This window comes from Burkholderia pseudomultivorans (assembly GCF_001718415.1).
Lineage (GTDB): Bacteria > Pseudomonadota > Gammaproteobacteria > Burkholderiales > Burkholderiaceae > Burkholderia > Burkholderia pseudomultivorans_A.
In genome coordinates, this window is the sequence record NZ_CP013378.1 from 1,065,119 (window position 1) to 1,083,122 (window position 18,004).

Sequence of the window (18,004 nt, forward strand, 5' to 3'; positions counted from 1 at the left end):
GCGCCCTCTCGATCAGTACAGCACGACCGAGCGGATCGACTCGCCGGCCTTCATCAGGTCGAAGCCTTCGTTGATGCGCTCGAGCGGCAGCGTGTGCGTGATCAGGTCGTCGATGTTGATCTTGCCTTCCATGTACCAGTCGACGATCTTCGGCACGTCGGTGCGCCCGCGCGCGCCGCCGAACGCCGAGCCCTTCCACTCGCGGCCCGTCACCAGCTGGAACGGACGCGTGCTGATTTCCTCGCCGGCTGCCGCCACGCCGATGATGAACGACTGGCCCCAGCCCTTGTGCGTGCATTCGAGCGCCTGGCGCATCAGCTTCACGTTGCCGACGCACTCGAACGAGTAGTCCGCGCCGCCGTCGGTCAGCTGCACGATATGGTCGACGACGTTCTCGACCTCGTTCGGGTTGATGAAGTGCGTCATGCCGAACTTCTTCGCGAGCTCGACGCGCTTCGGGTTGATGTCGACGCCGATGATCTTGTCCGCGCCGACCATCTTCGCGCCCTGGATCACGTTCAGCCCGATCCCGCCGAGGCCGAACACGACGACGTTCGCGCCGGCCTCGACCTTCGCCGAGTAGACCACCGCGCCGACGCCGGTCGTCACGCCGCAGCCGATGTAGCAGATCTTGTCGAACGGCGCGTCCTCGCGCACCTTCGCGACCGCGATCTCGGGCACGACGATGTAGTTCGAGAACGTGGAAGTGCCCATGTAGTGGAACAGCGGCTTGCCGTCGAGCGAGAAGCGCGAGGTCGCGTCGGGCATCAGGCCCTTGCCCTGCGTCGCGCGGATCTTCTGGCACAGGTTGGTCTTGCGCGACAGGCAGAACTTGCACTCGCGGCATTCGGGCGTGTAGAGCGGAATCACGTGGTCGCCCTTGCGCACCGTGCCGACGCCGGGGCCGACGTCGACGACGACGCCCGCGCCTTCGTGGCCGAGGATCGCCGGAAAGATGCCTTCGGGATCGGCGCCGGACAGCGTGTAGTAGTCGGTGTGGCAGATGCCGGTCGCCTTCACTTCGATCAGCACTTCGCCGGCGCGCGGCCCTTCCAGATCGACTTCCTCGATCGTCAGCGGCGCGCCCGCCTTCCATGCAATCGCTGCTTTCGTTTTCATTGGCGTCTCTTCGAGAAAAAAATGGATCGTGCGAGTGTCGCAGGAGTTCGCGTGATCCATTCGATTCCGACGCCCAGATTGGCCGAGTCGCGGGCGATGTTGGCCGAATCGAGGTGACGCCCGGCGGGCAGCGCACGATCGTGCGATGGCTGCGGCGTCGGACCTTGTCGCGAGACGCGTCCGGCGCTCGCGCGACGCGGGCCGCCTGCGCTCAATCGTCGTCCGGTTCGCCGTCCGCGCGGCCGTCATCGTCGATGCGCTTCATGTTGTCGAGCAGCTTGAGCAGATAGTGCAGCGCATGCGTCACGTCGTCGGTCGAGAAGTCCGACAGCACGTCGCCGTAGTACGCATTGATCTTCGGTATCGCGTCCTGCGTCCACAGCCGCCGGCCGGCGTCGCTCATGCGCACCAGGCGCGAACGGCGGTCGCGTTCGTCGGCGAACGTCGTCAGGTGCCCGTTGCGCTCCATCCGGCCGATCAGCCCGGACAGATTCTGCCGGCTCACCATCAAGTAGCGCGCGAGGTCGCCGACGCTCATGCCGTTGGCCGACTCCTCCCGCGACAACGCGCCGAGCACTGCCCATTGCTGGGTGGTCAGGCCTTCGGCCTCGACCGCCCGCGTCCCGGTTTTATGCAACATATTTCCACATTGGTACAGTCTGAAGAATAGTCGATTGGCCAGCTCGAGCTTGGCTTTTTCCGGATTTTTTACGGGTTTATCCACGGGTTTTTCCTGATGATTCGGAACTTGATGACACCGGCATCGCCGCCTAGTATACGTCAATATATTTACATATCTGGCTTCGAGGCCGAATCGCTCGAACCCAATAGTACGACCGACAGCAAACGGAGACGCTCATGGAAAGACTCGCAGGCAAAACGGTCGTCGTCACCGGCGGCGGTGGCGGCATCGGCGGCGCGACCTGCCGACGCTTCGCGGCGGAAGGCGCGCGCGTCGCGATTCTCGACCTGTCGCTGGCGGCGGCGGAACAGGTGCGCGACGAGATTCGCGCGGCAGGCGGCACGGCCGACGCGATTCGCTGCGACATCACGAACCGCGCCGATGTCGACGCGGCCGTCGCGAAGACCGAGGCCCGGCTCGGCCCGGTCGACGTGCTCGTCAACAACGCCGGCTGGGACGTATTCCGCCCGTTCGTGAAGACCGAACCGGCGCAATGGGACAAGCTGATCGCGATCAACCTGACCGGTGCGCTGCACCTGCATCACGCGATCCTGCCCGGCATGGTCGAGCGCCGGCGCGGCCGCATCGTCAATGTCGCGTCCGACGCGGCGCGCGTCGGCTCGTCGGGCGAAGCAGTCTACGCCGCGTGCAAGGGCGGTCTGGTGTCGTTCTCCAAGACCATCGCCCGCGAGCATGCCCGCCACGGCATCACGGTCAACGTCGTGTGCCCGGGGCCGACCGACACGGCGCTGTTCGCTGCATACCGGGAAGGCGCCGGCAATCCCGACAAGCTGATGGAAGCCTTTCAGCGCTCGATCCCGCTCGGCCGCATCGGGCAGCCCGGCGACCTGCCCGGCGCCGTCGTGTTCTTCGCCAGCGACGATGCGGGCTTCATCACCGGACAGGTGCTCAGCGTATCGGGCGGCCTGACGATGGCCGGCTGAGCCGGCTTCATTCATCGAAGAGGAAGCGACATGCATTACGAAGACATTCTTTACGAAGTCCGCAACGGTGCGGCATGGATCACGATCAACCGTCCGGAAAAGCTCAATGCATTCCGCGGCAAGACCTGCGACGAACTGATCCACGCGATCACGCGGGCCGGCTACGCGCGCGAGATCGGCGTGATCGTGCTGGCCGGCGCCGGCGATCGCGCGTTCTGCACCGGCGGCGACCAGTCCGCGCATGAAGGCCAGTACGACGGCCGCGGCACCATCGGCCTGCCGATCGAGGAACTGCACAACGCGATTCGCGACGTGCCGAAGCCGGTCATCGCGCGCGTGCAGGGCTATGCGATCGGCGGCGGCAACGTGCTGTGCACGATCTGCGACTTCACGATCGCGTCGGACAACGCGGTATTCGGCCAGGTCGGACCGAAGGTCGGTTCGGTCGATCCCGGCTTCGGCACTGCGTATCTCGCACGCGCGGTCGGCGAAAAGAAGGCGCGCGAAATCTGGTATCTGTGCCGCCGCTATCCGGCTGCCGAAGCGCTGGCGATGGGGCTCGTCAACGCGGTCGTGCCGCACGCGCAACTCGACGCCGAGGTGCAGAAGTGGTGTGACGAGATCATGGAAAAGAGCCCGACCGCAATCGCGATCGCGAAGCGCTCCTTCAACATGGACACCGCGCATCAGGCCGGCATCGCCGGCATGGGCATGTATGCGCTGAAGCTCTACTACGACACCGAGGAATCGAAGGAAGGCGTGAAGGCCTTCAACGAGAAGCGCAAGCCGGATTTCCGCAAGTACGCGAAGTGACGATCTGCGCCGCCCCATCATGAACCCGCCTCATCGAGGAGACACATGTTGAATCCCTATCTCGACGAAGACCTCACGGCGCTGAGCGAACACGCGCGCCGTTTCGCGCAGGGATCGGTCGCGCCGGGCTTTCTGGAGCGGGACCGGACCCGCGTGCTCGATCGCGCGATCATGCGCGAAATGGGCCGCATGGGCTTCATCGCGCCGGAATTGCCGGAGCAGTACGGCGGACAGGGCCTCGGCTGCCTCGCTGCCGGCGTGATCCACGAGGAGATCGCGCGCGCGGACCTCAGCCTGTCCTACATCAACCTGCTCGCATCGCTGAACGGCCAGATCCTGTCGCAGCACGCGAGGCCCGAGATCGCCGGGCCGTGGCTCGAACGGCTCGTGCAGGGCGACGCGCTGCTCGCGATCGCGCTGACCGAGCCGCGCGGCGGCTCCGATGCGGCCAGCCTGCGCCTGAGGATGGAGCGCGTGGGCGACGAATACGTGCTGAACGGCGAGAAGACGTCGATCTCGGCGGCCGACCAGGCCGACGCCGCCGTCGTGTTCGCCCGCACCGGCACGATCGAGATGGGTGCGCGCGGCGTCTCCGCCATGCTGGTGCCGATGGACCTGCCGGGCATCACGCGCAACCGGTTCGACTGCCACGGACAGCGTGCGATCGGCCGCGGCTCGATCTTCTTCGACAACGTGCGCGTGCCGGCCGACCATCTGCTCGGCGACGAAGGCAAGGGCTTCGTGCAGGTCATGCAGGGGTTCGACTTCTCGCGCGCGTTGATCGGGCTGCAGGTCCTGGCCGTCGCGACAGTCAGCCTCGAGGAGACGTGGGAGTACGTCGCGCAGCGCGAAGCGTTCGGCAAGCCGCTGTCGGCGTTCCAGGGCGTGTCGCACCCGCTCGCCGAATACGAGACGCAGGTCGCCGCGGCGCGGCTGCTGTGCCTGCAGACGCTGTGGCTCAAGGATCGCAATCTGCCGCATACCGCCGAAGCGGCGATGTGCAAATGGTGGGGGCCGAAGCTCGCGTACGACGTGATCCACCAGTGCCTGCTGTCGTTCGGCCACGGCGGCTACGATCACGGCCCGATGGAACAGCGGCTGCGCGACGTGCTCGGATTCCAGATCGGCGACGGTACCGCGCAGATCATGAAGACGATCATTGCCCGCACGCATGCCGGGCGCGATGCGGTGCCCGCGTAACGCGGCCGCGATCCACCGACCACCGTCCGGAGACACGACATGAAGTTCGACACCGGCCTGATCGGATCCCGCCGCGCGGCAAGCATCGCGAACGGCTGGTGGCCCGAACTCACGATCAACGATGCGCTCGACGCCGCCGTCGCCGAGTCTCCCGACCGGCCGGCGCTCACGGCGGTCTGCGCCGACGACGGCACGCGCGTGCGCTTCACCTATCGCGAACTCGCGCGCATGGCCGACCGCATCGCGGTGGGACTGGCGCGCCTCGGCGTCGGCCGCGGCGACATCGTGTCGATGCAGTTGCCGAACATCTGGCAGTTCACGCTGACCTACCTCGCCTGCTCGCGCATCGGCGCGGTGATCAATCCGCTGATGCCGATCTTCCGCGAACGTGAACTCGAATTCATGCTTGCGCACGCCGGCAGCAAGGTCATGATCGTGCAGAAGCGCTATCGCAATTTCGACTACGAGCACATGCTCGACGGCCTCAGGGCACGGCTGCCCGACCTGGCGCACGTCGTCGTGATCGGCGCCGAATCGGCCGGCATGCCGGCGCCGCACAGCTTCGATGCGCTGCTCTGCGGCCCTGACCGCGAAAACGATGCAGACGCGCCTGCGATTCTGACGCGCCACCGTCCGGGGCCGGACGACGTGACGCAGCTGCTCTATACGTCGGGCACGACCGGCGAACCGAAGGGCACGCTGCACACGGCGAACACGCTGATGTCGAACATCGTCGCATATGCGCGCGCGATGCAGCTGTCGGCCGCCGACACGGTGCTGATGGCGTCGCCGATGGCGCACCAGACCGGCTTCATGTACGGCCTGATGATGCCCGTCGCGTTGCGCGCGCACGCCGTGCTGCAGGACATGTGGGATCCCGAACTGGCGCTTCGGCTGATCGACGAGGAACAGGCGACCTTCACGATGGCCTCGACCGCGTTCCTGACCGACCTGGCCGATGCGGCGGCGAAGCACGGCACGCGCGTGCCGAGCCTGAAGACGTTCCTGTGCGCGGGCGCGCCGATTCCGGGCCCGCTCGTCGAACGCGCACGCGCGGCGCTCGGCGCGAAGGTCGTTTCCGCATGGGGCATGACGGAACTCGGCGCCGTCACGCTGACGCGCCTCGACGACGACGACGAGCGCGCGTTCAACACCGACGGGCGTGCGCTGCCGGGCGTCGAACTCAAGGTGCTCGACGAGCATGACGCGCCGGCGCCGCCGGGCGTTACCGGTCGCCTGCTGGTTCGCTCGTGCTCGGGATTCGCCGGATATCTGCACCGTCCGCACCTGAACGGCGTCGACGCCGACGGCTGGTTCGACACCGGCGATCTCGCGTTCATCGATGCGCGCGGCTACCTGCGCATCGCGGGCCGCAGCAAGGACGTGATCATCCGCGGCGGGGAAAACATCCCGGTCGTCGAGATCGAGGCACTGTTGTACCGACACCCGGCGATCGCCGCCGTCGCGATCGTCGCGTATCCGGACGACCGTCTCGGCGAGCGCGCCTGCGCGGTGGTCGTGCCGAAGCCGGCCATGACGATCGACCTGCCCGCAATCGTCGCGTTCCTGAAGGACCACAAGGTCGCGCTGCAGTACATCCCCGAACGACTGCTGCTGCTCGATGCAATGCCGACGACGCCGGCCGGCAAGGTGCAGAAATTCCGGCTTCGGGAGCTAGTCAGGCATGCTCCCGGCTGAGCGCCGCATCGCGCTCCGCCCGTTTCGCATGAAGCCGCAACGCGAGCCACGCGATCCCGACCGCGAGCATCCCGACCAGGCCGCCGAAGGTACCGAGCCACGGCAGCCCGAAGTCGCCCGCGATATGGTTGCCGAGCAGCGCGCCGGCGCCGATCCCGACGTTGTACAGCCCGGAGAAGATCGACACCGCCAGATCGGCGCCGTCCGGCGCGAGCTTCAGCACCCAGGCCTGCATCGCCAGGCCGAAACAGACGATCGCCCCGCCCCAGACCAGCGTATGCACGGACAGCGTGACGATGTTCAGCGCGCAGGGGAACAGGATCAGCAGGCAGCCCGACAACGCGACGATCGACGCCAGCAGGAACTTGTCCGGTTCGCGCGGATAGAGGCGGTTGAAGCAGAGCGCGGCCGGCATGCCTGCGACGCCGAACAGGATCAGCACATACGTGATCCGGCTGTTGCTCGCATGGTTCACGCTCTGCACGAACGGCTCGATATACGTGTACGACGTGAAATGTGCGGACACGACCAGCACGGTGATCGCATACAGCGCCACCAGCGCCGGCTTGCGCAGAAAGACGCCGATGCTGCCGAGCGAGCCGGCACCCTGGCTCGGCAGCTCGGGCAGCGTCGCGCGCAGCAGCAGCAGTGCGACGCCCGCCGCGCCCGCGATGATCAGGAACGTGACGCGCCAGCCGAACGCCTCGCCGATCACGCGCCCGAGCGGAATGCCGGCGACCATCGCAATCGCCGTGCCCATCGCCAGCATGCTGAGCGCGCGGCTTTTCCGGTCGCTCGGCGCAAGCCGCACGGCGAGCGGCACCGAGATCGACCAGAACACCGCATGCGCGCATGCGATGCCCAGCCGGCCGACCATCAGCACCGCGAAGTTCCATGCGACGCCGGTCACGACATGGCTGACCACAAACACCAGCAGCGCCCCGGTCAGCAGCCGGCGGCGCTCGACGTGGCGTGTGAGCAGCGTCAGCGGCAGCGACACGACGGCGACGGCCCACGCATAGATCGTCAGCATCAGCCCGACATCGGTCGGCTGCATGTGCAGGCTGTCGCCGATCGCGCTGAGCAGCGCAACCGGTACGAATTCGGTGGTATTGAAGATGAAGGCGGTGAGCGCCAGGGCGACAACGCCCCACCACGCATGCCTGGAACTGACGGCGTCCGGTGTTGCCATACCTGGAATCGACGTGACGAGGGACGAGGGTTGGGAACGCGCGCGGCGCGGCAAGCCCCGTCCGGCGCATCGCCGCGATTGTACCAGCGGCGCCCGGCGCATCGCGGCGACCCCGCGCGGGGGACATGGCGATGACATGGCCGGACGCCGATAATGTATCGACAGGCGGGCGCGTTGCCCGATTCCTGTCGAGCCAGGAGAATCACATGCGCATTGAAACGACCTTTCTGTTCGATCTCGACGGCACGCTCGTCGACAGCGTCTATCAGCACGTCCTCGCGTGGAAGGAAGCGCTCGATGCCGAGGGCATCGAGCTGTCGGTGTGGCGCATCCACCGCAAGATCGGGATGAGCGGCGGCCTGTTCCTGAACCAGCTGCTGCGCGAGACGGCAGGCGACATCGACGCCGAACGCGTCGAACGGCTCGCCCGGCTGCACGCGGCCGCGTACCAGCGGCTGCGCGCGCAGGTCCGGCCGCTGCCGGGCGCGCGCGAACTGCTGGCCGCGCTGTCGAGCGCCGGGATCCGCTGGGCGATCGCCACCAGCGGACGAATGGAAACGGCCGCGATCAACCTCGAGGCGCTGGGCGTCGATCCGGCGAAGCAGGTCGTCGTCACGCGCGACCAGGTCAAGTACGCGAAACCCGACCCCGACCTGTTCCTGACTGCGGCGGCCAAGCTGAACGTGCCGATCGAGCACACCGTGGTGGTCGGCGACAGCATCTGGGACATGCTCGCCGCAAGCCGCTGCCGCGCGCTCGGCGTCGGGCTGTTGTCGGGCGGCTATGGCAGCGACGAGCTGGAACGCGCGGGTGCGCTGCGCGTGTATGACGATCCGGCGGATCTGCTGTGGCATCTCGACGAGATTGCTGCGCGGCCTTGAGTCGCGCGGATCGACGTAGCCGCAGGACCCGTCGCGGTCGCAATCGCGGCGGCATGGATGAACGAACGGCGGCTGGAGCGCGCCACGCCGAAGCGAGCCGGGAGCCGACGCCCCGCATCACGCAACGCGGCGCCGCGCGTTACCGCTTCGCGGTCCGTCCGCGCGCCGCCGGCTTCGCCGCGGCAACCGGCACCGGCGCCGCTTGCGCGGGCACGCCGGCCGCGCCCGCGCGCTTGAACCACGGCGAGCCCAGCGTGGCCGCGCTCATGTCGGACGCCGCCTCGAGCAGCAACGGCGCAAGCTCCTTGAGCCGCGACTCCGGCAAGCGGCTCGTCGGGCCGGCCAGGCTGACGATGCCGACCACTTCGTTGGTGACCGGATTGCGCACCGCCGCCGCGATCGACGTCATGCCGACCTCGTAGGTCTCGATCGCGACCCCGTAACCGCGCTCGCGTGCGCCGTTCAGGTCCTTCAGGAACTGCTGGATCGTCTTCGGCGCGCGCGGCACGTTCTGTGCCTTCGCGCCAAGCCCGCCCTGCTTCGACACCAGCTCGACCGCACGTTCGTCGGGCAGCGTCGCAAGCCACGCCTGCCCGCTCGCGGTGCAATGCAGCGGCGGCTGGCTGCCCATGTCGGGGTCGTAGCGCAACCCCGACTTCGCGCCCTGCGCCTTGCCGACGAACGTGATGTGATCGTCCTCGACCACGCCGAGCCGCGCCAGTTCGCCGGACGCCTCGGCCAGCCGGTCGAGCACCGGCTGCGAAATGTCGAACATCCCGCTCGTCGACAGGTAGATCAGCGCAAGCGACACCAGCTTCAGCGCGAGCATGTACTCGCCATGCTCCTGGTCCTGCCGCACGAACCCTTCGTCGATCAGCATCGACAGCAGCCGGTGCGTCCCGCTGCGCGGAATATTGAGCGTATCGGCAATGGTGGCCAGCGGCATGCGACCGCCGTTCTTTGCCAGCAATTCCAGCACTGCGAGCGCACGCTCGAGATTTCCTGCCATGGCGCCTTCTCATTCGTATCGTGATGGCAAATGAGAACACAATTCCATACTGGAACTCAAGCAGATCCTCGAGCGGATGCTCCCGCCGCACGCGCTCAGTGGCCGGCGCTCACGCCGACGGGCACGAAGGTGCCGCGATGACGCGCGCCCTTGAGCAGCACCGCCGCGCCGCCCACCGCCGCCGGCACCGCGAGCGCCGCGAACACCTGCCCGAAGCCCCAGTTCGCGTGCAGCATCGCCGCACCCAGCATCGCGCCCGCAATACCGCCGAAGCGGCCGACGCCGAGCATCCAGCTCGTGCCGGTCGCGCGCATCTCGGTCGGGTAGGAACCGGCCGCGAGCGCGCAAAAGCCGGTATTCGAGCCGTTCATGCAATAGCCGATGCCAAGCGCCAGCACGCAGATGACCGCGAACGAATGGGCCGACGCGCCCATGTACCACGCGAGCGCGCCACCCGCCAGCACGGTCGCGCCGAGCGCGCGGTGCGGATTGAAGCGATCCATCTGCCAGCCGATCAGCACCGAGCCAACCGTGCCGCCGGCCTGGAACAGTGCGCCGACGACGGCCGCCTCGCCCAGCGAAAACCCGAGCCCGCGAATCAGCGTCGGCAGCCAGTTGCCGAGCAGGTAGACGGTAAGCAGGCCCGCGAAGTAGCAGATCCACAGCATCACCGTGCCGAACGCGTGCTCGCGCGACAGGATCGCCCGCACCGGGCTGCGCGCGTCGCGCGCCGGTTCGTGCGACACGAAGCGCGTGCGCGCGTCGGCGATGCCGGGCTGCACGCGGTTCAGCACGCCGACCAGACGCACGCGCCGGCTCTCCTTCAGCGCAAGATAGCGTGCGGATTCGGGCAGCCATCTGGCGAGCACCGGCACGTAGGCGACCGGCAGCACGCCGCCCAGCAGCAGCACCGAATGCCAGCCCCACGTCTCGATCAGCCATGCGCTCACGAAGCCGCCGCCCGCCGCGCCGAACGTGAAACCGCAGAACACCGCCGTCACCATCAGTGCCCGGCGCCGCGGCGGCGCATACTCGGCCATCAGCGTGGCCGCGTTCGGCATCGACGCGCCCAAGCCGATGCCGGTCAGGAAGCGCAGCGCCGTCAGCGACGCGACGCCGGTCGCAAAGGCCGACGCCACGCTCCATATCCCGAAGAACAGCACCGCCCCGACCATCACCGTCTTGCGGCCGAAGCGGTCGGACATCGGGCCGGCGGCGAGCGCACCGAACGCGAGGCCGAGCAGGCCGCCGCTCATCACGGGGCCGAGCGCGTCGCGCGGAATCGCCCATGCGCTCGAAATCGACGGCGCGATAAAGCCGATCATCACCGTGTCGAGCCCGTCCAGCATCACGATCAGCATGCATAACAGCAGCACCAGCCACTGGAAGCGGCCGACCGGTTGCGCGTCGAGGAAGTGCTGGACGTCGAGCGGCTCGATCCGAGCCGTTTCGCGATACTGATTAATACGAGGTCGTGGCCGTGCGGCCGCTTGCGAGGAAGTCATCGAATGTCTCCGGAGTATCGTTGTTGTCGTCGTGTCGAATGCCCTGGCCTCACGCCGGCGTCACGCCGCAGGTGAAGCCCGGGCCCGTCGTTGCCGCCGCAGCGCGCTCAGGCCGGCACGGCCGCCGCGTCGATCACCGCACGTGTCGCTTCGCGCAGCCGGCGCGCGCGCGCCACCGCAGGCGTCGTGTTCGCCCATTGCTGGTTCGGCACCTCGACGCTCACCGGCAGGTGCGCGGGCAGCGCACGCAGGATGCCCGCCAGATCGAGGCCGCCGTCGCCCGGTACCAGCCGCGCGCAGCGCGCCTGGAACAGCAGCGTATCGACGTCGGTCGGCCGCTCGGCCGGCGCGTCGCAGAACTGCACGTAGCCGAAGTAGTCGCGCGGCAACGCGCGCAACGTGTCGAGCGACGACCCCGCGCGGTCGAAGTGGATCGGATCGACGATCAGCCCGGTGTTGCGACGGCCGCATGCATCGACGATGCGCGCACCGGCGTCGAGATCCTTCACGTCGGTCCACGGCATCGGCTCCAGCGACGGCGACAGGCCGAGCGGCGCGGCGAGATCGCACAGCCGGCCGAGCCGCTCGACGGTGCGCGCTTCGTCGGGATCGTTGCCCGCGACGAGCACGTAGCGCGCGCCGAGTTCCGCGGCCGTTTCGAGCATCGGCAGGTAGTCCGTCACGTCGGTATCGGGCTTCAGGCGCGCGATCTCGACGTCGAGCACGCGCATGCCCGTATCGCGCAGGATCGCCAGCGTCTCGCGCCGCAGCGGCGTGTCGCCGACGATCGCGTGGCGGACCTCGCTATCGGTGGCCGGCAGCAGGCGCAGGCCGACGTAGTCGTAGCCCGCGTCGACCGCGCATTGCACCATCTGCGGCGGATTCAGCTCGAGCACGGTCAGCGCCGACAGCGACAGCGCGCGGGATTGAGGCTGGGTCATGTCGTCTCCTTGATCGTCATTGCGTCAGGTTCAGCGCAGCGGCGAAAACGGCGCGGGCACGCAGATCGTCGAGGCCATCGTGGTCAGGTGCGCCGGGCCGCCCTTCGGCGGCCAGATGCCGTCCCTGACCGCTTCCGCCCGGATGCGCGAACGCTCGTCCACGCTCGCATACGGCCAGATGTTCAGAAAGCGCGGCACGTCGCCGTCGAGCGCATACATCGCGCCGACCAGCGGCGAGCGCTTGATACGCTCCGGCACGGCCTGCTCCCACACGTCGATCGTCTGCTGCAGGCTGCCGAGCTTCGTGCCGTACACGCGCATCTCGTAGATGCCGCCGTGCACGGCCGGCTCGATCGGCGGCAGGAACGGGAACAGCGCGTAGCTGGCCGTCTTCACGTCGACGATGGCGTCGCCGCAGCCGAACGGGTTGCCTTCGAGCAGCATCCGCTTGCGCTCGGCGACCAGCGCGGCTTCCGACGCATAGCCGCGCAGCACCAGCACCTGGCCGAGCGTGCCGATGTCGGAATACCAGCAGCCGAGCAGCCGGCCGCCCTGCGGATCGCCGCTTGCCTGGATCCCTTCGAAGACCTGCGCATTCGCGCCGATCTTCACCGTGAGCGTCACTACGTCATACAGTGTCATTGCATTGTCCTCGAGGATGAATCGACACCGGCGCGCGCGGCATCGGGCGCGGCGTCGGCAAGAGAAAGCGCGGCGAGATAGCCGAAGGTCATCGCAGGCCCGAGCGTGATGCCGCCGCTCGGATAGCAGCCGCCCATCATGCTGGCCGCATCGTTGCCGACCGCATAGAGGCCGGCGATCGCCGCGCCGCTTCGATCGAGCACGCGCGCGTCGCGGTCGGTCGCGAGGCCCGCGAACGTGCCGAGGCTGCCGGGCAACAGCTTCACCGCATAGAACGGCCCCGCCTCGATCGGCGCGAGACACGGATTCGGCCGATGCGCCGCATCGCCCTGCACGCGGTTGTACGGCGTCGAGCCTTTGTGAAACGCCGGATCGGCGCCCTGCTTCGCATACGGGTTGTACGCCGCCACCGTGTCCGCGAGCGCACGCGCATCGATCCCGCACGCGTGCGCCAGCGCCTCGAGCGTCGCGCCGCGCTTCAGGTAGCCGGAACGCAGGTACGGGCCGACCGGGAACGGCCGCGGCTTCGAAAAACCGAGCCCGTAGCGCCGCTGGAAACGGTGGTCGCAAATCAGCCATGCGCAGACTTCGTCGCCGGCGGGCGTCGTATCCAGCAGCGCGGAGATGAAGTCATGATACGACGACGCCTCGTTCACGAAGCGCCGGCCCGCGCGCGTCACCGCGATCACGCCCGGTTTCGCGCGCTCGATCAGGTGCGGAAATGCAACGGCGGCGGCGCCCGCCTGCGGCACCAGCGACACGGGCGCCCACGCGGCCGGCGCATCGAGCGTCTGGTCGAAATGCGCGCCGACCGTTTCGCCGAGCCGGATGCCGTCGCCGGTATTGCAGAGCGGCGCCGCCGACCAGTGCTCGCGCCCGGACGGCGTATACGCGAAAGTCTGCGCGCGCCGCGCCGGATCGTGCGGAAAGCCGCCGCACGCAAGCACGACCCCGCGCGCTGCGCGTATCTCGTGCACGATGCCGTCGATCTCGACCCGCGCGCCGGTCACGCGTTCGGCGTCGCGCATCAGGCCGATCGCTTTCGCATGCGTGCGCAGGTCGACGCCGCGATCGGCCGCCGATTTCAGCAGCCGCGCGACGAGCGCATTGCCGTTGACGAGATGCATCGAACGTCCGTAGCGCAGCTTGTGCCACGCAAACGCAGCCAGCCGGCGACTCGCGTACAGCGCCGACTTCGGCGCGCGCGTCGCGCGATAGAAATGCGCGAGATCCTGCCCGGACGCGAGCGCCATCCCCTTGATCGTCGTGACCGACAGCGGCTCGCGCAGCTTGTCGATCAGCGGGCCGAGCTCGCGGCCGTCGAACGGCATCGCGCAGACCGAGCGCCCGCCCGCACCGGCGCCCGGCGTCGTATGGAAATCGGGAATGCGGTTGCCGTCGATGAAGCGCACCGCCGTATGCCGTTCGAAGAACGCGACCATCTCGGGGCCGCGTTCGAGCAGCGCATCGACCTTGTCGGCGTCGTAGTGCGCGCCCAGTTCGTGCTTCAGATAGGTGCGCGGCGCGTCGATGTCCTCGCGGATTCCCGCGCGCGTCGCGAGCGGATTGCGCGGAATCCACATCCAGCCGCCCGACCACGCGGTCGTGCCGCCGAACACGGCCTCCTTCTCCGCGACGATCACGCGCAGGCCCTGCGCGGCCGCCGTCACCGCCGCCGCGAGCCCGCCCGCGCCGGAGCCCAGCACCAGCACGTCGCAGTCGAGTATCGGTTCACGCTTCATGTTCGCTATCGCCCGTTCAGTGTCTCCAACGCCGGATGCGATGTCATCGCGACGTTTATGGAATGTTCTTTCGAAGTGGAATACTATTCCACTAATTCGAGTTTCGCAAAGACTTTGTGACGACAGGGAGGCACGACAATGCGGGTACTGGTAACGGGCGGCAGCGGTTTTCTCGGCGCATGGATCATCAGGAGGCTGCTGGCACGCGGCATCGACTGCGTGAGCTTCGACGTGGGCGCGAACCCGCGCCTGGTCGACGCGCTCGCGCCCACGCGCGCCGCGGCGGTGCACTGGCGCACGGGCGACGTCGCCGATGCGGCGGCCACCGCGCGCGCGCTCGACGGCTGCGACGCGGTGATCCATCTCGCCGGCATCCTCACGCCCGCCTGTGCGGCCGATCCGGTGCGTGGCGCGCACGTCAACCTGATCGGCACGCTGAACGTGTTCGAGGCCGCGCGCGCGGCCGGACTGCGGCGCGTGCTCTATGCGAGCAGCGCCGGCGTGTTCGGCCCGCACGACGGCGCGGCGCCGCTGCCACAGACCCACTACGGCGCGTTCAAGCTCGCATGCGAAGGCTCGGCGCGTGCGTACTGGCACGACCACGGGATCGCAAGCATCGGCTTCCGTCCGCTGGTGGTCTACGGCGCCGGACGCGAGACGGGCTCGAGCGCCGGGCCGAGCCTCGCATGCCGCGCGGCCGCGCGCGGCGAGCGTTACACGATTCCGTTCTGCGGCACGACGGGCCTCGTGTACGCGGACGATGTCGCGGCCGCGTACGAGGCCGCGCTACTGCACGACTTCGATGGCGCGCATGCGTTCACGCTGGCCGGCGAGATCACGCCGGTGACCACGCTGATCGAGCGGATCGCGGCCCTCGCGCCGGCTGCGCGCATCGATGCCGACGGGCCGCCGCTGCCGATCGCGACCGACTTCCCCGACGATCCCGCGCTCGCGCGGTTGCTGCCGGGCCTGCCGCGCACCGCGCTCGACGACGGCCTGCGGCAGACCATCGCGTTCTATCGCCACGGCGTGCCGGCGCTCGCCGCGGCCGGTCGCTAGGGCCTGCTCACGCTCACGACGGCGGCGGGCGCCACCGCGGTGCGCGCCGCCACCGCGCGATGCACGGCGAGCGTCGCCGCGAGCGTGCGCGCCGCGTCGTCCGCCGAACACAGCGGCGCTTCGTCACCGGCGATCACCGCCGCGAAATGGCGCAGCTGCTCGTGGTAAGGGTCCGCCTCGTGCGGCGTGCAGCGCTCGACCGTCAGCGGCTCGTGCCAGCCCTTCGCGCCGCGGTACGTCCAGAGATCGAGCTGCGGCAGCGTGAGCGACGCATCGGTGCCGATCAGGAAATGGGTATTCACCTGCTGGCGCGGATAGTGCGCGGCCTCGCCCGCGGCGAGATCCCAGTTCCACGGCGACACCGCACAGTCCGACACGGCCAGCGTGCCGAGCGCGCCGCTGTCGAAGCGCAGCAGGACCGCGGCGGTGTCCTCGACGTCGAAACCGCGCACGCCGTTCGAGGTCTGCGCGCAGACTTCGACGATCTCGCCGAGCAGGAAACGCATGATGTCGATGTCGTGAATCAGGTTGATCAGCACGGGGCCGCCGCCTGCCTGGCGGCGCCACTCGACGTCGAAATACGCGTCGGGCTTGTAGAACGTCGCGAGCGCATTGGCCGCGACGGGCCGGCCGAGCCGACCGGACTGCACGATCTCGCGGGCGCGCCGCAGTATCGGATTGTGGCGACGATGGTGCCCGACCAGCAGCGGCACGCCGGCTTCGCGCGCGGCGCGGCTCAGGGCGGCCGCCGCGTCGACGCTGTCCGACACCGGTTTCTCGATCAGCGCGGGGACGCCGCGCGCGATGCATGCGAGGCCGACCGCCACGTGCGTCGCATTCGGCGTCGCGACGATCGCGCCGTCCGGACGCACCGCGTCGAGCATCGCCGCGTAGTCGGCGAACCAGCGCAACCCCTCGGCGCGCGCGAACTGCTCCGCCGCCGGCGACGGGTCCGCGATCGCCACCACCTCCACCTGCGGATGCACCCGCGCGCGCTCCACATGCATCCGTCCGATCGCACCAGCACCGATCACTGCCAGCCGTCTCCTTGCCATCGCTTCATCTCCTTTTCGGGTTTACGACGCGTGTCCGCGACCAACCGGGTGAATACCCGGATTTCCTGAAATCATCTTTGATTGTTGAATGCTATTCCAGTTTGAACTAGAGTTCACCAAAAATTTGCCGCGCGCCGCGATGGCGCGGCGTCGACCCATCACCGGGAACAGGAGCGCAGACAGATGACGGACCAGCAGCAGCAGGACGACACCCTTTCCAGCCATCGGCGCGACGCGTCCGACAGCCCGGCGCCGTCGCGGCGCGCGTGGCTCGTGACCGCGGGCAAGGCGCTCGCGGGCGGCGCGGCGGCGCTGGCCGCGCCCGCGATCGTGCGCGCCCAGGGCGAGCAACCGCTGAAGCTCGGCCTGCTGATGGCCAAGCAGGGCGTATGGACCGAACAGGGCGAAGTGATCGCCAACGGCGTCAAGCTCGCGCTCGACGACGCGGGCAATCACGCGCGCGGCCGCCGCATCGATCTCGTGTGGTACGACGAACCCAATCCGCAGTCGGCGCAGCAGAACATGCAGAAGCTCGTCGAGCAGGACAAGGCGATCGCCGTGATCGGCGGCACCAACAGCGGCACGTCGCTGGCGATGTCGTCGGTCGCGTGGCGCACCAAAACGCCGTATATCGCGCCGAACGCCGCCGCGCGCGAGCTGACCGGCAGCAGCTGCAACCCGTATACGTTCCGCGTGCTGAGCCCGACGCCCGTCACCTGCCGCGCGCTCGCGCCGTCGCTGTTCGCGATCGGCAGGAAATGGCACTTCCTGGTCGCCAACTACGCGTACGGACAGGACATCCAGCGCTCGATGTCCGACCTGCTGAAGCAGTCCGGCGGCACGATCACCGGCGCGGACGTCACGCCGCTGAACACGACCGATTTCAGCTCGTTCATCCTGAAGATCCGCCAGTCGAAGCCCGATGTCGTGCTGCTCGGGCTGCCGGGCGGCGACCTGTCGACGTTCCTGAAGCAATACGCGGAAATGGGCATGAAAGGCCGGATCCCGGTCGCGTGCCCGATCATCGGCGATTCGGATCTGTGGTCGATCAGCGTCGATGCGGCGACCGGCTACTACGGCAAGCCGTGGCACTTCAGCTCGCCCGGCCATTCGCCGGACGAAGTCGCGTTCGTCAAGCGCTACACGGCGAAGTACGGTAAGCCGCCCGCCGACAAGGCATGGATCGGCTGGTTCACGACGCGCGCGCTGCTGCAGGCGATCAACCAGGCGAAAAGCACGTCCGGCGCGGACATCGTGCAGAGCCTCGAGACCGTGCAGCTGGTCGACGGCAGCGGCCCTGCGCACTTCCGTCCATGGGACCACCAGCTGCTGCGGCGCTGGACCGTGTTCAAGGTGAAGGACCGGATCGCCGACAAATGGGACTGGCTCGACCCGATCTCCGTCGTGCCGCAGAACCCCGCCGAGCTCGACCGCCTGTACGGCACGCGTCAGGAGATCGGCTGCACGATGGCCGCGCGCTGACGGCGCGCCGCCGCATCGCCGGCGCATGCGCCGGCAAGCC

The 18,004-nt window shown here is 68.4% G+C and carries 16 protein-coding genes; 7 read left to right on the top strand and 9 right to left on the bottom strand.

The window, feature by feature from the left end; translation table 11 throughout:
* Positions 1-12: 12 nt before the first annotated feature.
* Both WS57_RS17390 and WS57_RS17395 read right to left on the bottom strand, forming a co-directional pair.
* Positions 13-1,119 carry an S-(hydroxymethyl)glutathione dehydrogenase/class III alcohol dehydrogenase gene (locus WS57_RS17390; RefSeq protein WP_006483756.1) on the bottom strand — a complete coding sequence of 369 codons (1,107 nt, stop codon included), beginning with the start codon at positions 1,117-1,119 and terminating at the stop codon, positions 13-15.
* A gap of 211 nt (positions 1,120-1,330) precedes the next feature.
* A complete protein-coding gene (locus WS57_RS17395) occupies positions 1,331-1,759 on the bottom strand; it encodes a MarR family transcriptional regulator (protein WP_081056688.1) in 429 nt (142 codons plus the stop codon).
* A 218-nt stretch (positions 1,760-1,977) separates the two neighbouring features.
* Between WS57_RS17395 and badH the strand changes: the two genes are divergently transcribed.
* Genes badH through aliA form a run of 4 tightly spaced genes read left to right on the top strand, consistent with a single transcriptional unit; the run spans position 1,978 to position 6,456 of the window.
* A complete protein-coding gene (gene badH, locus WS57_RS17400) occupies positions 1,978-2,745 on the top strand; it encodes a 2-hydroxycyclohexanecarboxyl-CoA dehydrogenase (protein ID WP_009695263.1) in 768 nt (255 codons plus the stop codon).
* A gap of 30 nt (positions 2,746-2,775) precedes the next feature.
* Positions 2,776-3,558 carry a 2-ketocyclohexanecarboxyl-CoA hydrolase gene (gene badI, locus WS57_RS17405; protein WP_060254056.1) on the top strand — a complete coding sequence of 261 codons (783 nt, stop codon included), beginning with the start codon at positions 2,776-2,778 and terminating at the stop codon, positions 3,556-3,558.
* Between the two features lie 48 nt (positions 3,559-3,606).
* The gene (gene aliB, locus WS57_RS17410; protein WP_009695261.1) at positions 3,607-4,758 is read left to right on the top strand and encodes a cyclohexanecarboxyl-CoA dehydrogenase; all 1,152 of its coding nucleotides are present in this window, start codon (positions 3,607-3,609) and stop codon (positions 4,756-4,758) included.
* Between the two features lie 39 nt (positions 4,759-4,797).
* Entirely contained in the window at positions 4,798-6,456 is a 1,659-nt protein-coding gene (gene aliA, locus WS57_RS17415) for a cyclohexanecarboxylate-CoA ligase (protein WP_069244609.1), read from the top strand.
* On the opposite strand, the gene WS57_RS17420 is transcribed toward aliA, so the two are convergent.
* Positions 6,437-7,648, bottom strand: a complete 1,212-nt coding sequence (locus WS57_RS17420) for a sugar transporter (protein WP_038454975.1) — start codon at positions 7,646-7,648, stop codon at positions 6,437-6,439. The two genes, aliA and WS57_RS17420, sit on opposite strands and share 20 nt — an antisense overlap.
* Before the next feature lie 206 nt (positions 7,649-7,854).
* Here WS57_RS17420 and WS57_RS17425 point away from each other — a divergent pair, with 206 nt between their 5' ends.
* A complete protein-coding gene (locus WS57_RS17425; RefSeq protein ID WP_069244610.1) occupies positions 7,855-8,529 on the top strand; it encodes an HAD family hydrolase in 675 nt (224 codons plus the stop codon).
* Between the two features lie 139 nt (positions 8,530-8,668).
* Here WS57_RS17425 and WS57_RS17430 read toward each other — a convergent pair whose 3' ends face one another.
* From WS57_RS17430 to WS57_RS17450, 5 genes are all read right to left on the bottom strand, one after another.
* On the bottom strand, positions 8,669-9,538 hold the full coding sequence (locus WS57_RS17430; RefSeq protein WP_038454979.1) for an IclR family transcriptional regulator: 870 nt from the start codon (positions 9,536-9,538) through the stop codon (positions 8,669-8,671).
* A 95-nt stretch (positions 9,539-9,633) separates the two neighbouring features.
* Positions 9,634-11,043 (bottom strand): MFS transporter, encoded by a 1,410-nt coding sequence (locus tag WS57_RS17435; RefSeq protein ID WP_081337639.1) that lies wholly within the window; start codon positions 11,041-11,043, stop codon positions 9,634-9,636.
* A gap of 107 nt (positions 11,044-11,150) precedes the next feature.
* Positions 11,151-11,984, bottom strand: coding sequence for a sugar phosphate isomerase/epimerase family protein (locus WS57_RS17440; RefSeq protein ID WP_060254046.1), 834 nt, complete (start codon positions 11,982-11,984; stop codon positions 11,151-11,153).
* A gap of 30 nt (positions 11,985-12,014) precedes the next feature.
* Positions 12,015-12,626: an NIPSNAP family protein gene (locus WS57_RS17445; protein WP_069244611.1), complete on the bottom strand. Its 612-nt coding sequence runs from the start codon at positions 12,624-12,626 to the stop codon at positions 12,015-12,017.
* Positions 12,623-14,368, bottom strand: a complete 1,746-nt coding sequence (locus WS57_RS17450; RefSeq protein WP_060254042.1) for an FAD-dependent oxidoreductase — start codon at positions 14,366-14,368, stop codon at positions 12,623-12,625. Before WS57_RS17450 ends, WS57_RS17445 begins: the two co-directional genes overlap by 4 nt.
* 138 nt (positions 14,369-14,506) lie before the next feature.
* On the opposite strand from WS57_RS17450, the gene WS57_RS17455 reads away from it, so the two are divergent.
* On the top strand, positions 14,507-15,427 hold the full coding sequence (locus WS57_RS17455; RefSeq protein ID WP_069244612.1) for an NAD-dependent epimerase/dehydratase family protein: 921 nt from the start codon (positions 14,507-14,509) through the stop codon (positions 15,425-15,427).
* On the opposite strand, the gene WS57_RS17460 is transcribed toward WS57_RS17455, so the two are convergent.
* Positions 15,424-16,482 (bottom strand): Gfo/Idh/MocA family protein, encoded by a 1,059-nt coding sequence (locus WS57_RS17460; protein WP_069244613.1) that lies wholly within the window; start codon positions 16,480-16,482, stop codon positions 15,424-15,426. The two genes, WS57_RS17455 and WS57_RS17460, sit on opposite strands and share 4 nt — an antisense overlap.
* A gap of 183 nt (positions 16,483-16,665) precedes the next feature.
* Here WS57_RS17460 and WS57_RS17465 point away from each other — a divergent pair, with 183 nt between their 5' ends.
* Positions 16,666-17,964, top strand: coding sequence for an ABC transporter substrate-binding protein (locus tag WS57_RS17465; RefSeq protein WP_069244614.1), 1,299 nt, complete (start codon positions 16,666-16,668; stop codon positions 17,962-17,964).
* Positions 17,965-18,004: the final 40 nt, after the last annotated feature.